26 protein-coding genes and 1 tRNA gene are annotated in these 25,311 nt (G+C 68.6%); 18 read left to right on the plus strand and 9 right to left on the minus strand.

Going from position 1 to position 25,311, the window contains the following annotated elements:
- The first annotated feature begins 159 nt into the window (after nt 1–159).
- Nucleotides 160–417, plus strand: coding sequence for a helix-turn-helix transcriptional regulator (locus J7520_RS02195; RefSeq protein WP_291183317.1), 258 nt, complete (start codon nt 160–162; stop codon nt 415–417).
- Nucleotides 418–431: 14 nt separating this feature from the next.
- Nucleotides 432–1,742 (plus strand): type II toxin-antitoxin system HipA family toxin, encoded by a 1,311-nt coding sequence (locus tag J7520_RS02200; protein WP_291183319.1) that lies wholly within the window; start codon nt 432–434, stop codon nt 1,740–1,742.
- A 31-nt stretch (nt 1,743–1,773) separates the two neighbouring features.
- Here J7520_RS02200 and J7520_RS02205 read toward each other — a convergent pair whose 3' ends face one another.
- The 5 genes from J7520_RS02205 to ubiA all read right to left on the minus strand — a co-directional run bounded on the left by J7520_RS02205 (nt 1,774) and on the right by ubiA (nt 4,330).
- Nucleotides 1,774–2,226, minus strand: a complete 453-nt coding sequence (locus J7520_RS02205; protein WP_291183321.1) for an RES family NAD+ phosphorylase — start codon at nt 2,224–2,226, stop codon at nt 1,774–1,776.
- On the minus strand, nt 2,223–2,651 hold the full coding sequence (locus J7520_RS02210; protein ID WP_291183324.1) for an antitoxin Xre/MbcA/ParS toxin-binding domain-containing protein: 429 nt from the start codon (nt 2,649–2,651) through the stop codon (nt 2,223–2,225). Before J7520_RS02210 ends, J7520_RS02205 begins: the two co-directional genes overlap by 4 nt.
- A gap of 90 nt (nt 2,652–2,741) precedes the next feature.
- Nucleotides 2,742–3,140 carry a PIN domain-containing protein gene (locus J7520_RS02215; protein WP_291183326.1) on the minus strand — a complete coding sequence of 133 codons (399 nt, stop codon included), beginning with the start codon at nt 3,138–3,140 and terminating at the stop codon, nt 2,742–2,744.
- A 10-nt stretch (nt 3,141–3,150) separates the two neighbouring features.
- Complete coding sequence (locus J7520_RS02220; protein ID WP_291183328.1) at nt 3,151–3,375, minus strand: type II toxin-antitoxin system VapB family antitoxin; 225 nt, start codon at nt 3,373–3,375, stop codon at nt 3,151–3,153.
- A 58-nt stretch (nt 3,376–3,433) separates the two neighbouring features.
- Nucleotides 3,434–4,330 carry a 4-hydroxybenzoate octaprenyltransferase gene (gene ubiA, locus J7520_RS02225; protein ID WP_291184873.1) on the minus strand — a complete coding sequence of 299 codons (897 nt, stop codon included), beginning with the start codon at nt 4,328–4,330 and terminating at the stop codon, nt 3,434–3,436.
- Nucleotides 4,331–5,042: 712 nt separating this feature from the next.
- Here ubiA and J7520_RS02230 point away from each other — a divergent pair.
- Complete coding sequence (locus J7520_RS02230; protein ID WP_291183330.1) at nt 5,043–5,549, plus strand: hypothetical protein; 507 nt, start codon at nt 5,043–5,045, stop codon at nt 5,547–5,549.
- Between the two features lie 62 nt (nt 5,550–5,611).
- A complete protein-coding gene (locus tag J7520_RS02235; RefSeq protein WP_291183332.1) occupies nt 5,612–7,252 on the plus strand; it encodes an FMN-binding glutamate synthase family protein in 1,641 nt (546 codons plus the stop codon).
- A 6-nt stretch (nt 7,253–7,258) separates the two neighbouring features.
- On the opposite strand, the gene J7520_RS02240 is transcribed toward J7520_RS02235, so the two are convergent.
- The 3 genes from J7520_RS02240 to J7520_RS02250 form a co-directional block, all read right to left on the minus strand.
- Nucleotides 7,259–7,612, minus strand: coding sequence for a PIN domain-containing protein (locus J7520_RS02240; protein WP_291184875.1), 354 nt, complete (start codon nt 7,610–7,612; stop codon nt 7,259–7,261).
- Between the two features lie 9 nt (nt 7,613–7,621).
- Nucleotides 7,622–7,879, minus strand: a complete 258-nt coding sequence (locus J7520_RS02245) for an AbrB/MazE/SpoVT family DNA-binding domain-containing protein (protein ID WP_291183334.1) — start codon at nt 7,877–7,879, stop codon at nt 7,622–7,624.
- Between the two features lie 70 nt (nt 7,880–7,949).
- Nucleotides 7,950–8,558: a DedA family protein gene (locus J7520_RS02250; RefSeq protein ID WP_291183337.1), complete on the minus strand. Its 609-nt coding sequence runs from the start codon at nt 8,556–8,558 to the stop codon at nt 7,950–7,952.
- Between the two features lie 146 nt (nt 8,559–8,704).
- Between J7520_RS02250 and J7520_RS02255 the strand changes: the two genes are divergently transcribed.
- From J7520_RS02255 to J7520_RS02270, 4 genes are all read left to right on the plus strand, one after another.
- Complete coding sequence (locus tag J7520_RS02255) at nt 8,705–10,138, plus strand: amino acid permease (protein WP_291183339.1); 1,434 nt, start codon at nt 8,705–8,707, stop codon at nt 10,136–10,138.
- Nucleotides 10,139–10,177: 39 nt separating this feature from the next.
- Nucleotides 10,178–10,254: transfer RNA gene (locus tag J7520_RS02260), tRNA-Arg, on the plus strand.
- A gap of 301 nt (nt 10,255–10,555) precedes the next feature.
- Nucleotides 10,556–11,035: a c-type cytochrome gene (locus tag J7520_RS02265; protein WP_291184877.1), complete on the plus strand. Its 480-nt coding sequence runs from the start codon at nt 10,556–10,558 to the stop codon at nt 11,033–11,035.
- A gap of 62 nt (nt 11,036–11,097) precedes the next feature.
- Nucleotides 11,098–11,472 carry a VOC family protein gene (locus tag J7520_RS02270; protein ID WP_291183340.1) on the plus strand — a complete coding sequence of 125 codons (375 nt, stop codon included), beginning with the start codon at nt 11,098–11,100 and terminating at the stop codon, nt 11,470–11,472.
- 28 nt (nt 11,473–11,500) lie between these two features.
- On the opposite strand, the gene J7520_RS02275 is transcribed toward J7520_RS02270, so the two are convergent.
- Nucleotides 11,501–12,103 carry an ACP phosphodiesterase gene (locus J7520_RS02275; RefSeq protein WP_291183341.1) on the minus strand — a complete coding sequence of 201 codons (603 nt, stop codon included), beginning with the start codon at nt 12,101–12,103 and terminating at the stop codon, nt 11,501–11,503.
- A gap of 47 nt (nt 12,104–12,150) precedes the next feature.
- On the opposite strand from J7520_RS02275, the gene J7520_RS02280 reads away from it, so the two are divergent.
- The 10 genes from J7520_RS02280 to J7520_RS02325 all read left to right on the plus strand — a co-directional run bounded on the left by J7520_RS02280 (nt 12,151) and on the right by J7520_RS02325 (nt 25,259).
- On the plus strand, nt 12,151–12,843 hold the full coding sequence (locus J7520_RS02280; protein WP_291183343.1) for an alpha/beta fold hydrolase: 693 nt from the start codon (nt 12,151–12,153) through the stop codon (nt 12,841–12,843).
- Entirely contained in the window at nt 12,840–13,949 is a 1,110-nt protein-coding gene (gene zapE, locus J7520_RS02285; protein ID WP_291183346.1) for a cell division protein ZapE, read from the plus strand. The genes J7520_RS02280 and zapE overlap by 4 nt, the downstream gene beginning before the upstream one ends.
- Nucleotides 13,950–14,244: 295 nt before the next feature.
- Nucleotides 14,245–15,756, plus strand: a complete 1,512-nt coding sequence (locus J7520_RS02290; RefSeq protein WP_291183348.1) for an efflux transporter outer membrane subunit — start codon at nt 14,245–14,247, stop codon at nt 15,754–15,756.
- A gap of 224 nt (nt 15,757–15,980) precedes the next feature.
- On the plus strand, nt 15,981–17,150 hold the full coding sequence (locus J7520_RS02295; protein WP_291183350.1) for an efflux RND transporter periplasmic adaptor subunit: 1,170 nt from the start codon (nt 15,981–15,983) through the stop codon (nt 17,148–17,150).
- A gap of 85 nt (nt 17,151–17,235) precedes the next feature.
- On the plus strand, nt 17,236–20,346 hold the full coding sequence (locus J7520_RS02300) for an efflux RND transporter permease subunit (RefSeq protein WP_291183352.1): 3,111 nt from the start codon (nt 17,236–17,238) through the stop codon (nt 20,344–20,346).
- Nucleotides 20,347–20,452: 106 nt separating this feature from the next.
- Nucleotides 20,453–21,979, plus strand: a complete 1,527-nt coding sequence (locus J7520_RS02305) for a glycosyltransferase family 39 protein (protein WP_291183355.1) — start codon at nt 20,453–20,455, stop codon at nt 21,977–21,979.
- A gap of 37 nt (nt 21,980–22,016) precedes the next feature.
- Complete coding sequence (gene queF / locus J7520_RS02310) at nt 22,017–22,844, plus strand: NADPH-dependent 7-cyano-7-deazaguanine reductase QueF (RefSeq protein ID WP_291183357.1); 828 nt, start codon at nt 22,017–22,019, stop codon at nt 22,842–22,844.
- Between the two features lie 139 nt (nt 22,845–22,983).
- Nucleotides 22,984–23,292: a LysM peptidoglycan-binding domain-containing protein gene (locus J7520_RS02315; RefSeq protein ID WP_291183360.1), complete on the plus strand. Its 309-nt coding sequence runs from the start codon at nt 22,984–22,986 to the stop codon at nt 23,290–23,292.
- 19 nt (nt 23,293–23,311) lie between these two features.
- Nucleotides 23,312–23,806 (plus strand): hypothetical protein, encoded by a 495-nt coding sequence (locus tag J7520_RS02320; RefSeq protein WP_291183362.1) that lies wholly within the window; start codon nt 23,312–23,314, stop codon nt 23,804–23,806.
- Between the two features lie 232 nt (nt 23,807–24,038).
- Nucleotides 24,039–25,259, plus strand: a complete 1,221-nt coding sequence (locus J7520_RS02325; RefSeq protein WP_291183365.1) for an MHYT domain-containing protein — start codon at nt 24,039–24,041, stop codon at nt 25,257–25,259.
- Nucleotides 25,260–25,311: the final 52 nt, after the last annotated feature.

Genomic DNA, 25,311 nt, shown 5'->3' on the forward strand with positions numbered 1-25,311 from the left:
TAGGCGGCGCCGAAGTCCGAGGAGAGGTTTGGCCGGCGATCGAAAGGCGGCAGCTCCGTTCGAAGCCGCGCCTCCCCTGATTGCGCCCTGGACGAGTTGACTATTGGGCGTATTTGTCAAATACTGGCCAAAATCTCCAATTATTTGACAAATACATCAATGCAGACGGTGCCGGAGCTAGGCGAGGCAGCCGCCGCACGACGACGGTTCCTCGGCCTGAAACAGGGCGAGGTCGCCGCCCGTGCGAATGTCTCGCAAGAAGTGCTGTCCCGCTTCGAGCGCGGCAAGCTGGCCGAGTTCGGCTCGCGCAAGCTGCTGGCCGTGCTGGCCGTGCTCGGGATGGAACTCCAGTTCGTGGAAACCGCCGCCGCGGGTTCGTTGGACGAGCTGCGACGTGAACGTGGAGGAGGCGCGTGAGCCTTTCCGTCTACGTGCTCGGGCGCGAGGTCGCGACCTTGGCGGCGGTCGGCGACTTCCGCAGTTCGATGGCGTATCACGACAAGGTCGCCGCCGAAGAGGTCGTTTCCCTGACGATGCATGTGCGGCGCGATCCCTATCTCTGGGACGACGTCCTGCACCCGATCTTCCAGATGAATCTGCCGGAAGGCTACCTGTTGCAGGTATTGCAGGAACAATTCGGTCCGCACATCGGCGCCAGCCCGATGGCGTTGCTGTCGGTGATCGGCCGGAACATGATCGGCCGCGTGCAGGTGGCGCCGCCGGGCGCAGACCTGGAGCAGCCGCCCAAACCGGTCGACGTCGCCGCACTGCTGCAAGGTGACAACTCGGAGGAGGCCTTCGCCGAGCTGGTGCGCCGGCATGCCGCCAGCGGCGTGTCGGGTGTCGTGCCCAAGTTCCTCGACGGCGATGCCGAGAAAGTCCGCATCGGCCCGCACAAGAAGACCACGCTGTTCACCCACCGGCACATCATCAAGGGCTCCTCGCGGCTGCTGCCGTTCGTGTCATTGAACGAACATCTGTGCATGGAAGTCGTCCGCCGCGTCATGCCCGCCGCGGCGACCGAGGTGTCGCTAGACGGCCAGGCCTTGGTCGTCCATCGCTTCGACGTGGACGAGAACGGCGTACGCCGGTGGGGAATGGAGGACTTCTGCGCGCTGCTCGGTCTGCGCCCGGCGGCCAAGTACGAAACCACCTGGGAGCGCATCGCCAAGGCGGTGCGCGATCACGTGCCGATCGCCCACCGCTCGGACGTGTTCCGGCCGATGGCGACTCTGCTGCTGCTGACCTACGCTCTGCGCAACGCGGACTGTCACGCCAAGAACGTGGCTCTGCGCTATACCCGGCGAGACGACGTCCATCTCACGCCGGCTTACGACATGATCACTACCGCGGCATATCCCGAGTACGCCAGGAATCCTCCCGCAATCGCCTTCATGGGAAAGAAGACCTGGGATCCGGGCAGGAATCTGCAGACGTTCATCGCCACCACGTTCGGATTGCCGCCGCGCGAACAGACCGACATCGTCGACCGGATCGGCACCGCGATGGCCGAAGTGGGTCCGCAAGTTCGCGCGGCGATGGCCGAACATTCCGGCTTCGAAGCGATCGGCAAGCGCATGCTGCTCGCCTGGCAGGAAGGTCTCGCCGGTCTGCGCGACAAGCGCGTCTACGCGATGGGTGAGATTGCGTTGGGCGACGCCTTCAGCGGATTCTCAGAACCCGTGGCTGTTCCGCAGGAAAGAGCCGTCGTGGGGCGTTCCGAGCTACTCGGCAAGCGATGAGCACGCCCATCGGCGAAGCGTTTCAGCGGCCTCACCGAAACAACCGCCGATCCAGTTCCAACGGCAACTTCCTGACCACGCGCACCCCGCCCATCGCCGGGTGCGCCGGGTTCAGCAGCACGTTCCAGGTCGCCGGCAGAATTGCGGAGGGCACGCGCAGCGCAGGACTGCGCTGCGCGGCGAGCCAAGTCATGCCGAACTCGGCGGAGACGTCCGGGCGGTGCGCCCAGTCCTTCGGCAGCGTGGCGGGGTCGAGCGATTCGATCGTGAGGCCCGGCGGCAGCGCGATTTCGAGCAGTTGATAGCGATCCGGCAGGTCTTCCTCGTCGACCTCGAGGTGCACGCGCAATTCGAGCAGCGCGCCGGCAGCCGATTCGGCGGTGTAGACGATGCGCACGCCCTGGCTGTGCCAGCGGCCGTCCGCATACAACCCGCCGATGCCGTCGAGCGTGTCGTACGCCGACAGGCGCCAGAGCGTGGTCAAGCGAACACGCCGTACTGGATCTGCCGCAGGCGGTTCTCGACCAGGCGCGCGCCGTGCTCGGTCGCGACGAGGTCGATCGGGCGCGTGTCGCGGTGTCCGGGCAGCAGGTGCTGCTTGGGTTTGCGCAGCCAGCGCAGGGCTTTCTCGCGGTCGCCGAACACGTCGTCGGCGAGCGCGGCGATGCGCGCCATGCGCACCAGGCCGTCGGCTTCGCGCGAGGTCAGCGGGGACTTCTCGCCGATGCGCCGCCGCAACGTGCGTTCGGGGCCGACCACCGAAAAGATCTCGGCCGCGGCGAAGCCGTAGCCTTCCAGACGGCGCACGGTCGCGGACGGCAAGCCTTCGGCGATGGCTTCGACGAGATCGCCGTCGGTGTGGATGTCCGGCAGCGCGAGCACTTCGGCGATGTGGGGAACGGAACTCATGGGGCGACCTCCTGCCAGTTGCCATTATGGTGGCGGCAAATGGCCGGGGCAAGACGGGCCGCCATCCGGCTAAGTCGACGGCGGCCGATCTCACGCGGCCGCGATGCGCAGCCGTGGCTCGATCTCGGCAATACGCTCGAAGTCACGGTCCAGATGCAGCAGCGGTTCGTCCAGTTCGATGCAACTGGCCGCGATCAGGCAATCGTTGGCGCTGCGTACGGTGATGTCGGCCCAGCGGCAGCGCGCATAGAGGCCGGCGGCATGGATTGCGGTGAGCTGGGGTTCGGCGCTGTGTGCGACCGGCACGGCCTCGAACGCGCGCTGCCATGCAGCGAAGCGTTGCGGCGAATCGGCGCCCTGCAGGATTTCCTGCAAGATCACCGGCAACATCAGAACCTTGCGCCGGCGCAGGGCTTCGTCGAGCTGGTCGGCGACTCGGCCGCGGCCATGGCGCAGATAGTCGATCCAGACCGATGAGTCGACGATCACGATCGGACGATCACGGTTCGTGAACGAACCACTTCGACGGCGCGCTCGCCTTCGGCTCGTAGCCGTCGGCGACGCCGCCGCTGCCGCGCAATGCCAGCACCGCGGCGTAGCCCGGTTCGCGCACGAAAGCCTGCAAGGCGGCTTCGACCGCCTCGCGCTTGGTCTTCACGCCGGCCTTCTTCATGGCGCGGCGGACCAGCCTGTCGTCGAGCACGATATTGGTACGCGAGAGCATGCGATACACCTTGGATGTGTATGGTGTAGTGATCCTATCACGGCGGCGCGGCGTCGGTTCAGCGCACCGCCAACGCCATCGCCAACCCCACCCATAGCGCCAATCCGACCCAGTTGTTGTGCCGGAACGCCGCAAAGCACGCCATCCGGTCACGCGCGCGGATCAGCCACTGCTGGTAGCCGAACAGTCCCACCGTGGCGGCGAGGCCGACGAAGTACGGCCAGGCGAGGTGCGCGCGCGTGCCGGCGAGCAGCATGGCGAGCAGGAAGGTCGCCATCAGCACGCCGATGATGACGCGGTCGGCGTCGCCGAACAGGATGGCGGTCGATTTCGCGCCGGCGCGGATGTCCTCGTCGCGGTCGACCATCGCGTACTCGGTGTCGTAGATGGTCGAGAACAGGATGTTGGCGAGAAACAGCAGCCAGGCGAGCGGCGGCAGCGAGTTGGTCACCGCCGCGAACGCCATCGGGATCGACCAGCCGAACGCGGCGCCGAGTACGACCTGGGCAAGGTGCGTGACGCGCTTGGTGAACGGATAGATCGCGGCGAGCGCGGCGCCGACGAAGGACAGCTGGATCGTCAGCGCGTTGGTGAACAGCACCAGCACGAAGGCGAGTGCGAGCAGGCCGCCGAACAGCGTCAGCGCTTCCTTCTTCGACACGCGCCCGGCGGCCATCGGGCGACCGGCGGTGCGTTCGACCTTCGCGTCGAGCCAGCCGTGGTCGGCGTAGTCGTTGATGACGCAGCCGGCGGAGCGCATGACGAACACGCCAAGCGTGAAGATGAGCAACAGGCCGATCGGCGGGAAGTCATTCGCCGCGAACCACAACGCCCACCACGTCGGCCACAGCAGCAGCAGGGCGCCGACCGGGCGGTCCATGCGCATCAGCACCAGGTAGTCGTGCGCGCGGCCGCGGTAGCGTGTCGGCAGGCGCGCGAGCAGCCAGTCGAGCACCTGGCCGGAACGTTTGGACGTATCAGCCGGGCGCGGCGCGGCGGGTTTGCGTTGCGGCGGTGGTTCGGGCTTGCGCGCGAACGAGGGGATCGGCGGCGGCGCTTCGGAGGCTTCGGCCATTCGTGTCTTCGCGGACTGCGGTTTGGCGGTCGGCGTCGGGTTTGTCGGTGGCGCGACAGCGGGTGCCGGCGCTTCCGGTCCAGGAAGAGGTGCGGCGTGCTTGGGCGACTCGCGGGAGACCGACGACTCCGGTGACGCGACCGGGCTGTCGAGCGTCATTGTCGACAGGGACGCTTCGGTAGCCACGGCCGCCTGCGTCTTCGCAGGCGGCAGATTTGCTGTCGGCGTCGTTGCCGTCGATGGCGCGGCAACGACGGGCGCAGGCGGTTTCGATTCGCGAATGGGCGCCGCGCGATCGGGGGATTCGCGGGGTACGGACGATTCCGGTGATGCAACGGCTCTGTCGAGCGGAGTCATGGGCGGCGGTGTTCGCAGGGCCTCAGACGCGGCCGTCGTCGCGGATTGCGGCTTGGGCGTCAGCGTCGCCGTGTCGATGCCATGCGCAGGCGTTTCCGATTGAGGAACGAGCGGCGCGCGATCGGGCAACGCGGATGGCACCGCCGGTTGCGACGATGCAGTCGTACTGCCGAGCGGAGCCATCGTCGGCGGCGTTTCGGCTGCCGCAGCTTCCGCTGTTCTCGCAGGTTCCGCCTTGGCTGCAGCTGCCGACGTTACCGGTGGCGCGCCGGCAGCGCGCGCCGACACGTCCGGCTCGCGAACGGGCGTCGCGCGATCGACCGAAGCGCGTGGCATCGCTTCCGACGGCGCAGCGGTTCCATCGAGCGGAGCCATCGACCGCGGCGCATCCGGACTCGAATCGAGCTCGGCCGCCGGTGGCTTGCGACTGCGCGGCGTGCGCGGCGGCGCCGTGCGAGCAGGCGCCGCCGCTTCGCCACTGTGCGACGCCGCAACTTCCGTCGCTTCACCGCTCGCGCGCGTCCGACGCGTCGTCGTCGATGCGGCGCGCGGTTTCGACGGCGCGCGCGGGGCTTTCGGCGCGACATTCTCCGTACCGTCTTCGACCTTCGGCGCGGCGCGTCGGCGTACGGGTTTCGCGGGGGTGGCGCCTTCCGGCGTCGCAGCGTCGCCTTGCGGAGACGCTGCGCTGCGCCGGCGCGGCGTCTTCGGGCGCTCGTTCTCTTCCATGCGCGAAGTGTAGCGGCAACGCTCGCCGCGCAACGTGGGCTATGCTGGATCGACGTGCATCCGGAGGAGTCGCTCATGGACAAGTGGTTGCCCGCCCGCTATCTCGCGTTCGCGCTGTGCCTGGTGGTATTCGTGCTCGCGCTGGCCGGCTGGCGCTACGGCATGGCCAACCAGCTGCTCGCGATCGTCTCCGGCGTGCTGGTCGCGATCGGCGTCACCGACATCGCGCAGAAGAAATCGACCCTGCGCCGCAACTACCCGATCCTGTCGCACATCCGCTTCTTCTTCGAAGACGTGCGACCGATGCTGCGCCAGTACGTGGTCGAGTCGGACAACGAAGAAGTGCCGTTCTCGCACGTGCAGCGCGCGATCGTGAAGCAGCGCGCGAAGAACGAACTCGATGTGCGTCCGTTCGGCAGCGAGCTGGACATGTACGCCGAGCGCTACGAATGGATCAACCACTCGCTCGCGCCGAGCGTGATCGCCAGCCACGACTTCCGCATCGACATCGGCGGCCCGCAGTGCGCCAGGCCGTACTCGGCCAGCGTGTTCAACATCTCGGCGATGAGCTTCGGTTCGCTGTCGCCGAACGCGATCCTGGCCCTGAACGAAGGCGCGCGGCGCGGCGGCTTCTACCACGACACGGGCGAGGGCTCGCTGTCGCCGTACCACCGGCAGAACGGCGGCGACATCGTGTGGGAGCTCGGCTCGGGCTACTTCGGCGCCTGCGAGCGCGCCGGCGTGTTCAGCGCGGAGCGGTTCGCCGAGAAAGCCGTGCTCGAGCAGGTCAAGATGATCGAGATCAAGCTCTCGCAGGGCGCCAAGCCCGGCCACGGCGGCGTGCTGCCGGCGCCGAAGGTCAGCGCGGAGATCGCGCTCACGCGCGGCGTGCCGATGGGCGAGGACTGCATCTCGCCGTCGCGTCACTCCGCGTTCGACACGCCGGAGGGTCTGCTGCAGTTCGTCGCACGCCTGCGCGAGATGTCCGGCGGCAAGCCGACCGGCTTCAAGCTCGCGGTCGGCCATCCGTGGGAGTGGTTCGGCATCGCCAAGGCGATGACCACCACCGGCATCCTGCCGGACTTCATCGTCGTCGACGGCGGCGAGGGCGGCACCGGCGCGGCGCCGCTGGAGTTCACCGATCACGTCGGCGCGCCGCTGCGCGAGGCGCTGATGCTGGTGCACAACACGCTGGTCGGCTTGAATCTGCGCGACCGCATCCGCATCGGCGCCAGCGGCAAGGTGATCACCGCGATCGACCTCGCGCGCACGCTCGCGCTCGGCGCGGACTGGTGCAACGCCGCGCGCGGCTTCATGTTCGCGCTCGGCTGCATCCAGTCGCAGAGCTGCCACACCGACCGCTGCCCGACCGGCATCGCGACGCAGGACAAGGGCCGCTGGAAGAAGCTCGACGTGCCGGACAAGGCGGCGCGCGTGGCGAGCTTCCACGAGAACACGCTGAAGGCGCTGAAGGACCTGATCCAGGCCTCCGGCCTCAACCATCCGACCGAACTCGGCCCCGAGCATCTGATCCGGCGCGTGTCCGGCAACGAGGTGCGTTCGCTCGCCGCGCTGTACCGCTTCCTCGAACCGGGCGAGCTGCTCGCCGGCGTGCCGGAGCATGCGGTGTTCCAGCGCTTCTGGGCGGTCGCGCGGCCGGATACGTTCGCGGCGCCGACCGAGCTTTCCGCGCGGCGGGCGACGAAGTTGCGGTGAAGAGGCCTACGACTTCAGCAGTCGCGTCCCATCGAGTCGTGCAAGGGGTTTGTCGAACGTGCCGAAAGGCGTATGTCCCGCCGCGCGTGCGACTTCGAGCATCAGGCAGTCGCTGAAGCCTGGTCGTGTTCTCTGACGGTAATGCGCAAGAGCGGCCGCGGCGATGTCGCTGCGTTCGACGACCAGAAGCTGGTGATTGAGCAGCATTTCGATCGCCAGCGCGATTTGCGCGGGCTTGCGCTGGTAGACGGCATCGAGCACCCATACCGTCTCGGCCAGCGCGAGCAAAGGCACCCAAACTCCTTGGGCGACAAACTCTTCGGTGGCGGCAACGTGCGCCGGATCGTCGCGTACGAGCAGGCGGTCGTGTCAATCGCTCGTATAGTGTCTGCGCAGATGCTTCGTGATACCGGCCTTGAGTTCGGCCAGCGTTTTCCGCTTCGGTTCGTCGTCGAACAAGATGGAGTGAATCGCTTCGGAACGGTGTACCCCGACCCGACGCACGACGACGCGGTCGTTGTCCAGCTCCCAGGCGATCGTCGAACCCGGACCGATACCGAGCTTGCGCCGCATGGCGGCAGGAACGGAAACCCGCGCCCGTGCAGTGAGTTTGCTGGTTGCGTTCATGGCTTCATTACCCGAGTAGTGGAAGGCGACTCTCGCTCGGTCGGCTGTCGCATATAACAACGCTGTTTCTTCATGCGGGACGCCTGTTCCGCGCGCGCCAACGCAACGCCAGCACGGCGAGCGTCTCGATCAGCAGCAAGCCGACGACGACTGCGATCCCCGCCTTCAGCGGATCCCCGCCGCTGCCGCGCAGCGCGTAGCCGATGCCGAGCAGGGCGGCGTCCCAGGCGAGGTTGCCGAGCACGATCGCCAAGGTGAACGGCGCGAGCGCAAGTGCGAGCACGCCGGCCGGCAGCGGCAGGTAGATGCGTACCACCGGTGTGACCTGGCCGAGCAGCGTGGCGATGAAATGATTGCGCCGATACAGGCCGGCGAGGTGGCGGTAGCGCTGCGGCGGCAGGAACACCCAGCGGCCCCAGCGTTCGACCGCGGCTTCGGTGCGGCGCTCGCCGAGCGCGCGGCCGAGACCGTACCAGGCCAGCGCCCCGAGCGAGGAGCCGAGCGTGGCCGCCAGGATCGTCACGACCAGCGCGCCGCTGCCGCTGACCGCGGTCATGCCGAGGAACACGTACAGCACGTACGAGGGCACCAGCGGGATGAGTTTTTCGCCCAGCGCGATGACGGCGATGCCGGGCAGGCCCCAGGCGAGCAGGGCGGCGAGCGGGCCCGGGATGTCCATCGGCGGCGGAAGTCCGAAACGTGACGAAGCCGCCCACCCTAGCGCGCGCGGCGCGGACCGCGCAAACGCCGGTCGTCATGCCCGCAGCGCAGCAGGGGAATCGCGCGGCGCTCGGCTATGATCCGCGGTCATTTGGGAGGACGTCGATGAGCCTGATCGCGCAACTGATGCGGCACAAGTCGGTCGAGCAACTGCAGTCGGAACTCGGCCAGCGCGGCGAATTCCGTCGCGTGCTCGGCCTGTGGCAGCTCACCGCGATCGGCATCGGCGGCATCATCGGCGTGGGCGTGTTCGTGCTCGCCGGGCAGCAGGCGGCGGTCAACGCCGGGCCGGCGGTGGCGCTGGCCTTCATCATCGCCGGCATCGCCAGCGCGGCGGCGGCGCTGTGCTACGCCGAGTTCGCCGGGCTGATTCCGGTCACCGGCAGCGCCTACACCTACAGCTACGCCACGCTCGGCGAGCTGGTCGCCTGGCTGATCGGCTGGGATCTGCTGCTCGAATACGCGCTGATCGTCGCGGTGGTGGCGATCGGCTGGTCCGGCTACGTGCAGTCCGCGCTGGCCGGCGCCGGCATCGTGCTGCCGACCTGGGCGCAGGGCGCGATGGGCACCGGCGAGGGCCGCGTGTTCAACGTGGTCGCGGCGCTGGTCACGCTCGGCATCGCCGCGCTGCTGATCTTCCGCACCGAATGGGGCGCGCGCTTCAACACGCTGGTGGTCGCGATCAAGGTCGCCGCGGTCGTGCTGGTGATCGGCATCGGCGTGTTCCACATCGATCCGGCGAACTGGCATCCGTTCATCCCCGAGCGCGTGATCGGCGCCGACGGCGTCGCCCATTTCGGCTTCCAGGGCATCGTCACCGCGGCGGCGGTGGTGTTCTTCGCCGTGTTCGGCTACGACACGCTGACCACCGCGGCGGAGGAATCGAAGAATCCGCAGCGCGACCTGCCGCGCGCCGTGCTGCTCTCGCTCGGCATCTCGATGGCGATGTACCTGGCGGTGTCGATGGTGCTGACCGGCATCGCGCACTACCCGACGCTCAACACCGACGCGCCGGTCGCCGACGCGTTCAAGAACCTCGGCCTGCACTGGGTCGCGATCACGATCTCGGTGTCGGCGGTGTTCGGCCTGATCAGCGTGCTGTTCGCCTTCATGCTCGGCGCCGCGCGCATCTGGTTCGCGCTGTCGCGTGACGGCCTGTTGCCGAACTGGTTCGCCAAGGTGCACCCGACCTACGGCACGCCGCACCGCCCGACCATCGTGCTCGGCGTGTTCACCGCGCTGGTCGCCGGGTTCTTCCCGCTCGGCGAGGTCGCCAAGCTGGTCAACATCGGCGTGCTGTCGGCGTTCATCGTGATCTGCGCCTCGGTGATCCTGCTGCGCGTGCGCAAGCCCGACCTGCCGCGCGCGTTCCGCACGCCGCTGGTGCCGCTGGTGCCGCTGATCGGCATCGGCTTCTCGATCTGGCTGCTGTCCGAACTCGCCGCGGTGACCTGGCTGGTGTTCGTGGTCTGGGTCTCGCTGGGCCTTCTGATCTACTTCGCCTACGGCATCCGCCACAGCAAGCTCGCCGGGCGCTGATCGCGAAGTCGCGGGACTTCATGCGACAATGGGGATCACGCGCTCGTAGCTCAGCTGGATAGAGTACCGCCCTCCGAAGGCGGTGGTCGGAGGTTCGAATCCTCTCGAGCGCGCCATTTCGGGGCGAGAAATTCGGTTCGACCAAGAGCAGGCTGCCGCATGGTTCTGCGCACCTGCCCGTGGGGGCGGGGTGATGCTGCGAACTGCGGCAACACGCCGCATCCGGGCGCGCAGGGAGTGGCACCGCGCTGCGCATCGCACCGGCCTGGTGCCTTCCCGGACCTGGATACGGCCGTTATACTCGTCAGGCTTATTTGGGGCATACCCGACGTATCGGGTATCGACCATTCCCGCTGAGGTGGTTTCGTGACCAATCCTGTCACTCAGGCCGATTCGGTCTTCTTGAAGCGTTTCGCGATGCTGATCGGCTTTCTCGCGCTGGTCGCGGTGCTGCTGATCGCGTTGGCGATGCACATCTACTCCACCCATCCGCCGTCGGAGAACCCGGACAAGGCCAAGCTCGCCGAGCAGCGCATCGCGCCGGTCGGCGGCGTCTACGCCGGCGACACCGGTCGCGCCGCGATGCAGGCCGCGCAGGAAGCGGCGGCGAAGGCCGCGGCCTCGCAGGTCGCCTACGGCGGCACCACCGACGGCAAGACGATCTACGGCAACCTGTGCCACACCTGCCACGACGCCGGCGTCGCCGGTGCGCCGAAGGTCAGCGACAAGTCGGCCTGGGCCGCGCGCGTCGCCGCGGGCGAGGACATCTTGCTCAAGCACGCGATCGAAGGCTTCACCGGCAAGACCGGCGTGATGCCGCCGAAGGGCGGCAACCCGGCGCTGAACGACGCGCAGATGAAGGCGGTCGTCGAATACATCCTCAGCCAGGTCAAGTAACCGCGCTCGACCTGAGTCAGGAACGCCGCCCACGGGCGGCGTTCGCATTTGTGGAGAAGGCGATGAATCTGGCGACCGTCGAGATCAAGGCCTTCCTGCCCGCCGTCGACTTCGAGGCCTCCAAGCAGTTCTATCTCGCGCTCGGCTTCGAGGTTCCGTGGTCGTCCGCCGACCTCGCCTACGTCCGTCACGGCGAAACGAGCTTCCTGCTGCAGGCGTTCGACGCGCCGGCGTTCGCGCGCCACTTCCAGATGCATCTGCTGGTCGAGAACGTCGACGACTGGCACGCGCACGTGCTCGCCTCCGGTGTCGCCGCGCGCTTCGGCGTCGAGGTCGGCACGCCCGAGGACCGCAGCTGGGCGATGCGCGACTTCACGCTGTTCGATCCGAGCGGCGTGATGTGGCGGGTCGCGCAGAACATCCCGCCGGTGACCTGAGCGCGCGATCGTCGCGAGAGCGCGAGTCCTAGTCCGGCGTCGTCGCTTCCAGCCGCGCCCACTCGGCGCGCGCATGGACGAGCAGCTGCGGGAAGAACGCCGCGAAATGACGCTCCAGCGCGGCCGCGTTCGCTTGCAGCGCCGGCAGCGCCTCGGTCAGCGGATTGGCGCGCGACAGGCGCGTGGACATGCCGCGCAGCACCTCGGCGATCATCGCCGTGTCGCGATAGCGTTCGGGCAGGTCGTGCGCGAGCAGGTAGCGCACGAAGCCGCGCATGGTCGGTGGCAGTTCCGCGTCGCGACGCGTGAGCAGGTCGCGCACGCGCTGCGAGAATTCGTACAGCGTGCCGGGGCCGTAGCGGGTCCAGTCGCGCGCGAGCAGGTGGTCGAACCAGATGTCGAGCAGGATGCCGGCGTAGCGGCGGTAGGGCGGCTCAAACAACGCGCGCGCCGCGGCGACTTCGGCGTGCGTATCGGTGTAGACGTCCACCGCGCGATGCAGCGCGATGCCGAGGCGTACGCCGCGCGGCAGCGCCGGATCCACGCGTCCGCGCAGGAAATCGGCGATCAGGCCGCCGAACATGCCGTCTTCGTGCGGTGCGGCGACCAGCGCGTGCGCGAGATGGTTCACGGTGCGGGCAGGGGAGCGTGCATCGGCGCACGCTATCATGCGCGGCGATGAATGCCGCGAACGCTTCCGACTCTCCCGAATTCCCCGCCGGTTCCGCGACGGTGCTGCTGCAAGGCGCGGCCGGCACGCTCGAACTCGTCTGCGCCACGCCGGAACCCGCGCTCGCGCGCGCCGGCGTCGCCGTGATCTGCCATCCGCATCCGCTGCTCGGCGGCGGCGGCACGATGACGAACAAGGTGGTGACCACGCTTGATCGCTGCCTGCTCGATCTCGGTTTGGCCACCGTGCGCTTCAACTTCCGCGGCGTCGGTCGTTCGGAAGGCGTGCACGACCACGGCATCGGCGAGACCGACGACCTGATCCGGATCGCGCGCTGGGCGCAGGCGCAGCGGCCGGGTGACGCCTTGTGGCTGGCGGGCTTCTCGTTCGGCAGCTTCGTCGCGATGCGCGCGGCCGCGACGCTCGATCCGGCGCAGCTGATCCTGATCGCGCCGCCGGCCGGGCGCTGGGATTTCGGCGATGTCGCACCGCCGCGTCATCCGTGGCTGATCGTGCAGGGCGAATCCGACGAGGTCGTCGACCCGGCCGCGGTATACGCCTGGGCGGCGACGCTGCAACCGCCGCCGACCGTGGTGCGCCTGCCGGACACCGGCCATTTCTTCCATCGGCGCCTGATCGAACTGCGCGAGGCGCTGAAGGCGCCGCTCGCCGACCGCTTGCCGCCATTGCGCACGGCATGAGCCTCGCCGCTGGAGCAGCCGGCGCGGACACGCCGAGCGCGCGCTATCTCGCCGGCGTCGCGGCCGGCGAATGGCAGGACGATCCGGCGCAGCGCGCGGCGCTGGTCGCGCTCGACCGGCTGCACGCCGAACTCGCCGAACGGCGCACGCCTTCGCTGTGGCAGCGGCTGCGCGGCGAAGCGCCGGACGCGCCGCGCGGACTGTACCTGTGGGGACGCGTCGGCCGCGGCAAGACGTTCCTCTGCGACCTGTTCTACGAATCGCTGGCGACGCCGGCGAAGCGGCGCGTGCATTTCCATCGCTTCATGCAGGACGTGCACGCCGAGCTGCGTTCGCTTGACGGCCGCAGCGATCCGCTGGTCGAGGTCGCCGCACGCCTCGCCGGGGAGGTGCGCGTGCTGGTGCTCGACGAGTTCTTCGTCGGCGACATCGGCGACGCGATGATCCTCGCCAACCTGCTGCGCGCGCTGTTCGAGCGCGGCGTGGTGCTGGTGACGACGTCGAACACGCCGCCGCCGGAGCTGTACAAGGACGGGTTGCAGCGCGAGCGCTTCCTGCCGGCGATCGCGCTGATCGAGCGGCATTGCGAGGTGCACGAGCTCGCCTCGCCGCAGGACTTCCGCCTGCGCGCGCTGAAGCGGGCGCCGGTGTACTACACGCCGCCGGGCTCCGCCGCCGAGCGCGCGATGCTCGCCGCGTTCAACCGCGTGGCGCACGGCGCGGCGCGCGAGGACTTCACGACGACGTTGAACGAGCGCCCGGTCGCCGTGCGGCGCGAGGCCGATGGCGCGATCTGGTTCGAGTTCGGCGCGCTGTGCGAAGGGCCGCGCGCGGTCGCCGACTACATCGAGATCGCCAAGGCGTTCCACACGATCCTGGTGTCCAACGTTCCGCAGTTCACGCCGCAGACCGACGACGCGGCGCGGCGCTTCATCGAGCTGGTCGACGAGGTCTACGACCGCGGCGTCAACCTGGTGCTGTCGGCGGCGGCGCCGATCGTCGAGTTGTACGACGGTGAACGCCTGCGCGCCGAGTTCGCGCGCACCGAGTCGCGCCTGATCGAGATGCAGAGTGAGGAATACCTCGCGCGCGAGCATCGCGCCTGAGCGACGTACGACGCTTCCGCTCGCTTCACCGGCGAAACGAAATCCTTTTCCGCACCGTCCCTTGAATTCGCGCGGCGCTGGCCCCACGCCTGTCCGAACGGGGCAATCTGAACGGCGTGGAAACAGCGCGCGCCACATCGTGCCGGAAGTGACTTCTGTCATTGTCCACTTTGCCAGCCGGCGCTTACGTTGCGCGTCCGGCTCGCCGCCAGCGGACATGACGTCCGGCACATCTTGATCGAGGCGTTCCTGCCTCAGTATTATTGAACTCTAAAGTTCAGTTAATGGATGTGTCATGACGAGTGAACTCGATCGCGCGCGCCTGCGCGCCGCGCCTGCCGCGACCCTGCCGCTGCGTGTCCTTGCGCTGGCCATGGGGATTGCCCTGGCCGGCTGCGCCGCGGGTCCCGATTTCCGCAGCCCGACCCTGCCCGAGGGCAAGGGCTATCGCGCCGGCGCTCTGCCGGAGGCGACCGTCGCGACCGATGCGCCGACCGGCGATGCGCAGCGCTTCCTCGACGGCGCCGACGTGCCGGAGCGCTGGTGGACCGCGTTCGGCAACGACGAACTCGATCGCCGCGTCGAGCGCGCGCTCGCGCACAGTCCGAGCATCGCCTCGGCCCAGGCCGCGTTGCGTCAGGCGCAGGAGAACGTGAACGCTTCGCGCGGTTCGCTGCTGCCGAGCGTCGATGCCAACCTCGGCGTGACGCGCGGCAACCAGAACGCCGTCGACGGCAACGCGTTCACCCTGCACAACGCCGGCGTCAGCGTCGGCTACACGCTGGACCTGTTCGGCGGCGTGCGCCGCGGCGTCGAGGCGCAGTCCGCGCTCGCCGACTACCAGGAATTCCAGCTGCAGGGCACCTATCTGAGCCTCGCCGGCAACGTGACCACGGCGAGCTTCCGCGAGGCTTCGCTGCGCGGCCAGATCCAGGCGACCGAGGAAGTCATCAAGCTCTACGACGAGCAGCTCAAGGTGGTCGAGCGCCAGCACGAGATCGGCGCGAAGTCGCTCGGCGACGTGCTCGCGATCCGCACCCAGGCGGCGACCTCGCGCGCGCTGCTGCCGTCGCTGCGCCAGCAGCTCGGCGAAACGCAGAACCAGATCGCGGTGTACCTCGGCCAGTTCCCGTCGGAAGCGGAATTCGCCGCGCTCGAACTCGACGCGCTGGACCTGCCGCGCGAAGTGCCGCTCAGCCTGCCGTCGGAAGTCGCGCGCCAGCGTCCGGACATACGCGCGGCCGAGGCGCAGCTGCATCGCGCCACCGCCGATCTCGGCGTCGCCACCGCGAACCTGTATCCGCAGATCACGCTGAGCGGCAGCCTCGGCTCGCAGGCGCGCGACGCCGGCGACCTCTTCAGCAGCGGCAGCAAGGTCTGGGGCATCGGCGCGAACCTGCTGCAGCCGCTGTTCCACGGCGGCACGCTGCGCGCGCAGAAGCGCGCGGCCGAGGCCGGCCTCGACAAGGCGGCGGCGGACTACCAGCAGACCCTGCTCGGCGCGTTCCAGAACGTATCCGACGCGCTGCGCGCACTCGAACTCGACGCCGAGAACCTGAAGGCGCAGGCCGAAGCGGAGAACTCCGCCTCGCGCAGCCTCGATCTGGTGCGCGGCCAGTACAAGGAAGGCGCGGCGAGCTATCTGCAGATGCTCGACGCGACGCGCCAGTACCAGCAGACGCGCATCGGCCTGATCCAGGCGCGCGCGGCGCGCCTGGCCGACACGGCGGCGCTGTACGCGGCGCTCGGCGGCGGCTGGCAGGGCGAGGTCGGCAAGCTCGCGGCCGCGTCGGTCGCATCGAAGTAGGAACGGCGCAGGCGCACGGAATGTGCCGATAGCGCGAGCGCGCGAGCGTTCGCGGCGAGGAACGCGGCTCCGCCGCGACCGTCCGTTCGCGAACCGCGCCGGCACATCGGGTTTCGCGAAATTTGCGGAACCTTCATCGAATAGACACACGTTTGGAATGCGGGCAGGACGCCCGTTTGGCGATTCTTGCGGTCCAGGACGATCGCGAACCCAGAGCTCCCCGTATGCAAACCCGAACCGAAAAGAAGAAACCGAGCACGACCAAGCGCATGGTCATCATGTTGGTGCTGGTCGGCCTGTTGCTGTTGCTGCTGGTCGGCTGGAACGTCGGCGGCCGCATGGCGATGAAGGACGCGATGTCGAAGATGACCCAGCCGCCGCAGACGGTCAGCTCGACCAAGGCGGGCAGGCAGGAGTGGCAGCCGCAGCAGTCGGCGGTCGGCACCCTGCGCGCGGCGCGCGGCGCCGATCTCGCCTTCGAGGTGGCCGGCCTGGTGACCAAGGTCGCCGTGCGCTCCGGCAGTGAGGTCAAGCAGGGCGACCTGCTGGTGCAACTGCTCGACGCCGACGAACAGGCGCAGCTCCAGCAGCTGCAGGCCGCCGCGGCGCTGGCCGAGGTGACGTTCGGCCGTGCCAAGCAGCAGCTCGCCGCGCAGGCGGTCAGCAAGGCCGACTACGACACCGCGGCCGCCGACCTGAAGGCCAAGCAGGCCGCGGTCGCGCAGCAGCAGGCGGTGATCGCCAAGAAGCAATTGCGCGCGCCGTTCAGCGGCCGCGCCGGCATCGTCACCTTGAGCCCGGGCGCCTACGTCAATCCCGGCGCCGCGGTGGTGACCTTGCAGCAGCTCGATCCGATCTACGTCGACTTCTTCGTGCCGCAGCGCAATCTGGCCACGTTGAAGGTCGGCCAGAAGACGACGCTGAAGCTCGACGCGTTCCCGGACCGCTCGTTCGAGGGCGAGTTGAGCGCGATCAACCCGAAGGTCGACGGCGACACGCGCAACGTGCAGGTCGAAGTGCTGGTGGCCAACCCGGACAAGGAACTGACGCCGGGCATGTTCGCCGACGTCGAGGTCGCGGTGGGCACGAAGGAGTCGATGCTGACGCTGCCGCAGAGCGCGGTGACCTTCAATCCGTACGGCGAAACGGTGTTCCTCGTCGCGCGCTCCGGCAAGAAGGACGCGCAGGGCAAGGAAGAAGCGCCGACCGCGCAGCAGGCCTTCGTCACCACCGGCGCCAAGCGCGGCGACCAGGTGGCGATCGTGAAGGGAGTCGAGGAGGGCGCCGAGGTCGTCACCAGCGGCCAGCTCAAGCTGAAGAACGGCACGCCGCTGGTCATCGACAACTCGGTGCAGCCGCCGGATCAAGCCAATCCCAAGCCCCAAGAGCATTGAGGCGCCCGATCCACATCCAGGATTGCCAAGCTGACGGCACGTCCTTCCCGCACAGGCGGGAACGGCGGGCCCGCGGAAACTGCCCATGAATTTCACCGACATCTTCATCAAGAAACCCGTGCTGGCGATCGTCGTCAGCCTGCTGATCCTCGTGCTCGGATTGCGCTCGATCAGCGATCTTTCGGTGCGCCAGTACCCGAAGACCGAGAACGCGGTCGTGACCGTGTCGACGACGTACTACGGCGCCGACGCGCAGACGATCGCCGGCTTCATCACGCAGCCGCTGGAACAGGCGATCGCGCAGGCGCAGGGCATCGACTACCTGTCCTCCTCGAGCCTGTCGGGCGTGTCGACGATCACCGCGACATTGCAGCTCAACTACGACTCGAACCGCGCGCTGACCGAGATCCAGACCCAGGTCAGCTCGGTGCGCAACCAGCTGCCGCCGCAGGCGCAGCAGCCGATCATCTCGGTCGCGGTCGGCGAGACCACCGCCGCGATGTACCTCGGCTTCTACAGCAACACGCTGCCGACCAACAACATCACCGACTACCTGATCCGCGTGGTCAAGCCGCAGCTCGACTCGATCGCCGGCGTGCAGACCGCCGAGCTGCTCGGCGCGCGCCAGTTCGCGCTGCGCGCGTGGCTCGATCCGGCGCGCATGGCCGCGCACGGCGTCACCGCCGGCGACGTCTATTCCGCGCTGTCGGCGAACAACTACCTGACCGCGGTCGGCGCCAGCAAGGGCGACGCGGTGACGGTGCCGCTGACGGCCTCGACGGATCTGCACTCGGTCGAGGAGTTCCGCCGGCTCGTCGTGCGGCAGAAGGACGGCGCGATCGTGCGCCTCGAGGACGTCGCCAACGTCGTGCTCGGCGCCGAGGACTACGATTCGGCGACCGCGCTGAACGGGCAGCAGTCGGTGTTCCTCGGCGTCAAGGTCGCGCCGGACGCGAACGTGCTCGACGTCGCCGCGCGCGTGCGCGAGGTGTTCCCGGAGATCCAGAAGCAGCTGCCGACGGGGCTCAGCGCGAACATCGGCTACGACGCCACCAACTTCATCAACACCTCGATCGCCGAAGTGGTCAAGACGCTGGTCGAGGCGCTGGTGATCGTCACGATCGTGATCTTCCTGTTCATGGGCAGCTTCCGCGCGGTGATCATCCCGGTGGTGGCGATGCCGCTGTCGCTGGTCGGCACGTTCTTCGTGATGCTCGCGCTCGGCTACTCGATCAACCTGATCACGCTGCTCGCGCTGGTGCTGGCGATCGGCCTGGTCGTCGACGACGCGATCATCGTGGTCGAGAACGTCGACCGCCACATGAAGGAGGAAGGCAAGACGCCGATGCAGGCGGCCCTGCTCGCCGCGCGCGAGCTCGGCGGGCCGATCCTCGCGATGACCATCGTGCTGATCGCGGTGTACGTGCCGATCGGCTTCCAGGGCGGCCTGACCGGCGCGCTGTTCACCGAGTTCGCCTTCGTGCTGGCCGGTTCGGTCACCGTCTCGGCGGTGGTCGCGCTGGCGCTGTCGCCGATGATGTGCTCGCGCTTCTTCAAGGCCGAGCAGGAAAGCGGCCGCTTCGTGCAGTTCATCGACCGCCAGTTCGAGCGCCTGCATCGAGGCTACGAACGCCGCCTGCACGGCACGCTGGAGACCTGGATCGTGCCGGTGGTGATGGGCGTGTTGCTGCTCGGCGGCACCGTGTTCCTGTTCATGAACTCCAAGTCGGAACTGGCGCCGGAAGAGGACCAGGGCATCGTCGTCGGCATGTCGCTGGGCGCGCCGAACGCCTCGCCGGCGCAGACCGTCTCGGTCATGAACCAGGCCTACGACGTGGCCAGGACGCTGCCGGAAAGCGACCTGGTGTTCCAGTTCACCGGCTTCTCCGGCCCGAACTCGGCGCTGACCGGCATCGTGTTCAAGCCCTGGGACCAGCGCACGCGCAGCGCGCACGTCATGCAGGAGGAACTGCAGGCCAAGTGGAGCGGCATCGCGGCGGCGAACACGGTCGCGTTCCAGTTCCCGGCGCTGCCGGGTGCGAGCGGCATGCCGGTCGAGGTGGTGATGAAGACCACCGAGCCGTTCGAGAACCTGTACCAGGTCTCGCAGGCGGTGCTCGACAAGTTGCAGAAGAGCGGCCTGTTCTTCTTCGTCGACACCAACCTGAAGATCGACAAGCCGCAGAGCACGGTCGCGATCGATCGCGACCTGGTCGCCACGCTCGGCCTGACCCAGCAGGACGTCGGCGCTTCGCTCGGCGCCGCGCTCGGCGGCGGCTACGTCAACTACTTCTCGATCGCCGGGCGTTCGTACAAGGTGATCCCGCAGGTGTTGCAGACCGACCGGCTGAATCCGGAGCAGGTGCTGGACAACTACATCCGCGTGAGCGACGGCTCGGTGATTCCGTCCTCGACCATCGCCACGATCAAGAACGAAGTCGTGCCGCAGTCGCTGACGCGCTTCCAGCAGCTCAACTCGGTGACCTTCCAGGGCGTGCCGATGGTCGCGCAGGGCGAGGCGATCGCGTTCGTCGAGCAGACCATCCGCGAGACGGCGCCGAGCACCTACCAGATCGACCACTCCGGCCAGGCGCGCCAGTTCGTCACCGAGTCGGGCGGCTTCGCCCTGACCCTGCTGTTCGCGGTGATCATCGTGTTCCTGGCGCTGGCGGCGCAGTTCAACTCCCTGCGCGATCCGATCGTGATCCTGGTGTCGGTGCCGATGGCGCTGTTCGGCGCGCTGGTGTTCATCAACATCCTGCCCGGCCTGGTCGGCATGAAGGCGATCGGCTTCGGCTGGAACACCTCGCTGAACATCTACACGCAGGTCGGACTGGTCACGCTGATGGGCCTGATCTCCAAGCACGGCATCCTGATCGTGCAGTTCGCCAACGAGATGCAGCGCGCCGGCATGGGCAAGCGCGAGGCGATCGAGCACGCCTCGGCGGTGCGCCTGCGTCCGATCCTGATGACCACCGCGGCGATGGTGCTCGGCGTGATTCCGCTGGTGATGGCCTCCGGCGCCGGCGCCGCGGGCCGTTTCAACATGGGCCTGGTGATCTCGACCGGTCTGACCATCGGCACGCTGTTCACGCTGTTCGTGGTGCCGGCGTTCTACATGCTGCTGGCCGAGGACCACCACGCCGAGAAGGCCAAGGACGTGACCGCCGGCCTCGACGAGGCGGCGCTCGCCTGATCGTCCCGAGCGCGGCGCGCGGCCACGGCGGATGCCGCGGCCGCGCGCCGTTTTCGCGTCCGGGACCAAGATTGGCTTAAGGTTCCGCCGCTAGACTGCGGCCACCATGCCGCCCACCTCTTCCCTCGCGATCCCCGCCGCCACGCGCCGCGCCTGGCTGCTCGTCGTCTGCGTGCTGCTGTACGCCTGCGTCCTGCAAGGCATGCGCCCGCTGTATTCGCCGGACGAGGGCCGCTACACCAACGTCGCGCTCGGCATGCTCGACAGCGGCGACTGGATGCGGCCGATGCTGCATCCGGAGGTCGAGCACTGGTCGAAGCCGCCGCTGACCTACTGGAGCATCGCGACCAGCTTCGTCGTGTTCGGCCGCAGCGAGTTCGCCGCGCGCCTGCCGGGCACGCTCGCCTTCGGCTGCACGATCCTGCTGCTCGGGCGGCTCGGGCGCCGCTTCGTGCCGGAGCAGCCGTGGTTGCCGGCGCTGGTCTACGCGAGCTTCGTGTTTCCTTCGCTGGCGGCGAACCTGGTCACCACCGATTCGCTGCTCGCGTTGTGGGAGACCTTGCAGGTCGTCGTCTTCGTCGAGCTGTGGCACGCGGCGACGCCGCAGGCCGCGCGCCGCGCACGTCTTCTGCTCGGTCTCGCCGCCGGTCTCGCCTTCATGACCAAGGGACCGCCGGGCCTGCTCGCGCTCGGTGCGTGTCTGGTGTTCGCGTTCTGGAGCGAGCGCTGGCGCGGATTGTGGCGCGCGTTCGGCTGGGACGCGCTGCTGGTGTTCCTGGTCGTCGGCGGCACCTGGTATGCGGTGATCGCCTGGCGCGAACCCGCTGTGCTGCGCTACTTCCTGGTCGAGGAAGTGGTCAACCGCGTCGCCAGCGACAAGATGCACCGCAACGCCGAGTGGTACGGCGCGCTCAAGGTGTATCTGCCGACTTTGCTGGTCGGCAGCCTGCCGTGGCTGCCGGTGCTGGTCGGCGGCGCGTGGAAGCATCGTCATGGCGTGCTCGCGCGCCTGCGCGCGGACGACCAACGGAAACTGCTCGCCTGCTGGCTGCTGCTGCCGCTGGCGGTGTTCGTCGTCGCGCGTTCGCGCCTGCCGCTGTACGTGCTGCCGCTGTTCGCGCCGCTGGCGGTACTGACGGCGCGGATGCTGGTGCCGCTGAATCTGCGCTCGCGCGGCGTTCTCGCGCTGGTCTGCGCCTGGTGCGCGGCGCTGGTGCTGGCGCGCGCAGTGCCGGCGTGGCTCGACGTCGACGGCGACGACCGTCGCCTCGCGGCGGAGATCCGCGCGCAGCTCGCGCCGGTGCCGGACGAGGTCGCCTTCGTCGACACGGCGCCGCGCTTCGGCTTGCGCTTCTACCTCGGCAGCAAGATCGAACGGCTCGACCTGCCGGGCGAATCGCCGACGCCGCAGGCCGAGGATCTGTCGACCGAGGTCACCGAATCGGAAGGCTGCCGCCTGCTGGTCGTACGCGAGGAGCAGCGCGATGCACTGGAACGCGCACTGCTCGCGCACCAGATCGAATGGTGGCGGCTGCGCGACGCGCGCGGCTACGCCCTGCTCGCCGAGATCGCCGAGGACTGCGCCTGGAAAGCGCAGCCGGACGGCCGCATGACGGAGAATGCGCACCCTTGACCGCTTTGCGCGCCGACATGCCCACGGAACGACACCGATGACCACGCCCCATCTCAGCCCGCTCGGCCAGGCAGTCGCCTACGCCAGCCGCTACGACGCGAGCCTGCTGTTCCCGATTCCGCGCGCGCAGGGCCGCGCGGAACTCGGCCTCGGCGATGCGCCGCCGTTCCACGGCGTGGACGTCTGGAACGCCTACGAACTGTCCTGGCTCGACGCGCGCGGCAAGCCGCAGATCGCGCTGGCCGAATTCCGCGTGCCGGCGTCCTCGCCGGCGATCGTCGAGTCGAAATCGTTCAAGCTCTACCTCAACAGCTTCAACCAGGAGCGCGTCGGCGACGCGCAGGCGCTGCGTGCGCTGCTCGTGCGCGATCTCTCGGCGGCGGCGGGCGCGCCGGTCGAGGTCGCGATCCTGCCGCCCGAACGCTTCGCGCAGGCGGGGTTCGCCGAACTCGACGGCGAATCGCTCGATTCGCTCGACGTGGCGATCGACGACTACGGCCCGCCGAACGCCGCGCACCTGCGCCTCGCCGACGCCGCCGGCGAGGCCGAGGAAAGCCTGACCTCGAACCTGCTGAAGTCCAACTGCCCGGTGACCGGCCAGCCGGACTGGGCCAGCGTGCAGATCCGCTACGCCGGCCGGCGCATCGATCGCGCCGGCTTGTTGCGCTACCTGGTCTCCTTCCGCGAGCACGCCGGCTTCCACGAGCAATGCGTCGAGCGCATCTACGTCGACCTGATGCGGCGCTGCGCACCGGCGCGGCTCGAGGTCTACGCGCGCTACACGCGACGCGGCGGGCTCGACATCAACCCGTGGCGCGCGAGCCACGCCGGCGCGCCGCCCAACCCGCGCGGCGCGCGGCAGTAGGCGCCGCCCGGCGATTCTTCACGGGCCTGTCACATGGCCGGCGTTGCGATTTGTAATCCTTCGGGACGGGCTGTGCTCACCCGCCGTTAAGCGGAATGGGGTGTAATGTTCAGCTTCGTAACGGAGAGGAGACCGGACGATGGGCAGCGACCCGAACAAACCGAACTTTTCGAATGTGCAGAGCGGCGCGCAGACGACGGCGCCGGTTCCACCGAAGGCGGATTTCAGCAACGTGCAGTCCGGCGTCACCTCGACCGCACCGGCCGAGCCGCCGGCGCCCGCCACCTACACCGTGGCCAAGGGCGACAGCCTTTCGAAGATCGCCAAGAAGGTGCTCGGCAACGCGAACCGCTGGCGCGAGATCTTCGACGCCAATCGCGACCAGCTCGACAATCCCGACCTGATCCAGCCGGGCCAGGTCCTGAAACTTCCCGCCGACAAAGCCTGACCCACGGAGACACAAGACGATGAAGATCCAACGCCAACACGTCACCCTGATCGTCGCGCTGGCCGGCGCGCTCGCGCTCTCCGCCTGCGGCAAGAAGGAAGAACCCGCTCCGCCGCCGGCCGCGACTCCGGCCCCGGCGCCCGCGCCGACCACGCCGCCGCCGGCCGCGACGCCGGCTCCCGCTCCGGTCGCCGTCGCCTCGGTCGATCTCGGCAACGCGGTCGACGCCGAAGGCAAGAAGGTGACGGCGCCGATGACCACCTTCGCCGCGAAGGACACCATCTACGCCGCCGTCTCGACCACCGGCAGCGCGCCGACCGCGACGCTGACCGCGAAGTGGACCTACCAGGACGGCCAGCTGGTCAATTCCTCCGACCAGCCGCTCGCGCCGAACGGCGACGCCGTGACCACCTTCCACATCGCCAAGCCGGACGGCTGGCCGGCCGGCAACTACAAGGTCGAGATCCTGCTGGACGGCAAGTCCGTCGCCACCAAGGACTTCAGCGTCAAGTGACGACCGCCGCCGCGGCTCGCGGCGCGGTGTGACTCTCGAGAAGCGCGGAGCGATCCGCGCTTCTTTTTTTGTTCGTGCATCCCGCCCGGCGAGGAGATCGGCCGCCTGCGCGGCCCCGTCGATGTGACTTTCGGTGAGGAAGCGTGTCGAACTGCCGCGTTTACCATTCTTCACTGGAGAGTTGGACCACACCCCCTTCAAATGTGCGGCACGTCACAATCAGGGGTGTGTCATGCAAGGCAGTCACGATTTCGGACTGGTCGTCCTTTCCTATGTCATCGCGTCGCTGGCCGGCTTCGTCGCGATCGAGTTCGCCTCGCGCATGCGCGTGCACGGCGCCAATCGCGTGCCGTGGCTGATCGGCGGCGCGCTGGCGATGGGAACCGGCATCTGGTCGATGCACTTCGTCGGCATGACCGCGTTTTCCCTGCCGGTGCCGATCAGCTACGACACTGGCATCACCTTGCTGTCCTGGGTCGCCGCGGTCGCGGTGTCCGCGCTGGCGCTCTACCTGGTCGGCTACGGGCAGCTCAAGCACTGGACGCTCGCCGTCGGCGCGCTGGTGATGGGCGCCGGCATCTGCGTGATGCACTACAGCGGCATGTGGGCGATGCGCATGGACCCGGGCATCAGCTACCAGCCGGCCCTGTTCGCCGCTTCCGCCGCCATCGCGGTGGCCGCCTCCGGCGCGGCGCTGGTGATCATCGCCTACCTCAAGGAAGTGCGCAGCTGGCGCGACGTGGCGATGCGCGTCGGCGCCGCGCTGATCATGGGCGTGGCCGTGGTCGGCATGCACTACACCGGCATGGCCGCCGCCGAGTTCGCCAACGGCGCGTTCTGCTCGACCGGAAACCAGCTGCTCGCCGACGAGCTGCCGATCCCGACCACGCTCGGCACCTTGCTGATCCTCGGTTTCGGCATCGCCTTCACCGTGATCGACGCGCGTGAAGTCACCGCGGCGCGCCGCGCCGCGCGCGAGCGCGAGACGCGCGTGCGCCATCTCGCCTTCGCCGACCGCGAGACCGGCCTGCCGAACCGCGCGCGCCTGTCGCAGCTGATCGTCGAGCGGATCCGCGCGCGCACGGCCGACGGCTTCGCCCTGGTGACCTTCCGCGTCGAAGGCCGCAACGGCCGCGCGCCGACCGCCGAAGTGATGTCGTGGATGCGCGAGCGCATCAGCCAGGCGCTGCCGGGCGTGACCATCGCCCGGACGCAGCCGGAACACCTGGTCGTGATGATCGACGGCCGCGTCGACGACGTGACGCAGGCCTGCGCGCCGCTGATCACCCTGCTGCGCCGCGAATTCGCGGTGCAGAATCGCTACCAGCTCGTCACCAACAGCGCGCATTGCCCGAGCGACGGCGACAACGCGCAGTGGCTGCTGCTGCGCGCGGCGCCGAAGTCGGCCATCGCGGACCATTTCGCGCCGGCGCCGATGCTCAAGCCGGCCTGATCGCGTCGATCCGCGCGAAGGGCGCCGGCGATCGGCGCCCTTCGCCTCAGGC

The sequence above is a fragment of the Dokdonella sp. genome, assembly GCF_017744955.1.
Lineage (GTDB): Bacteria > Pseudomonadota > Gammaproteobacteria > Xanthomonadales > Rhodanobacteraceae > Dokdonella_A.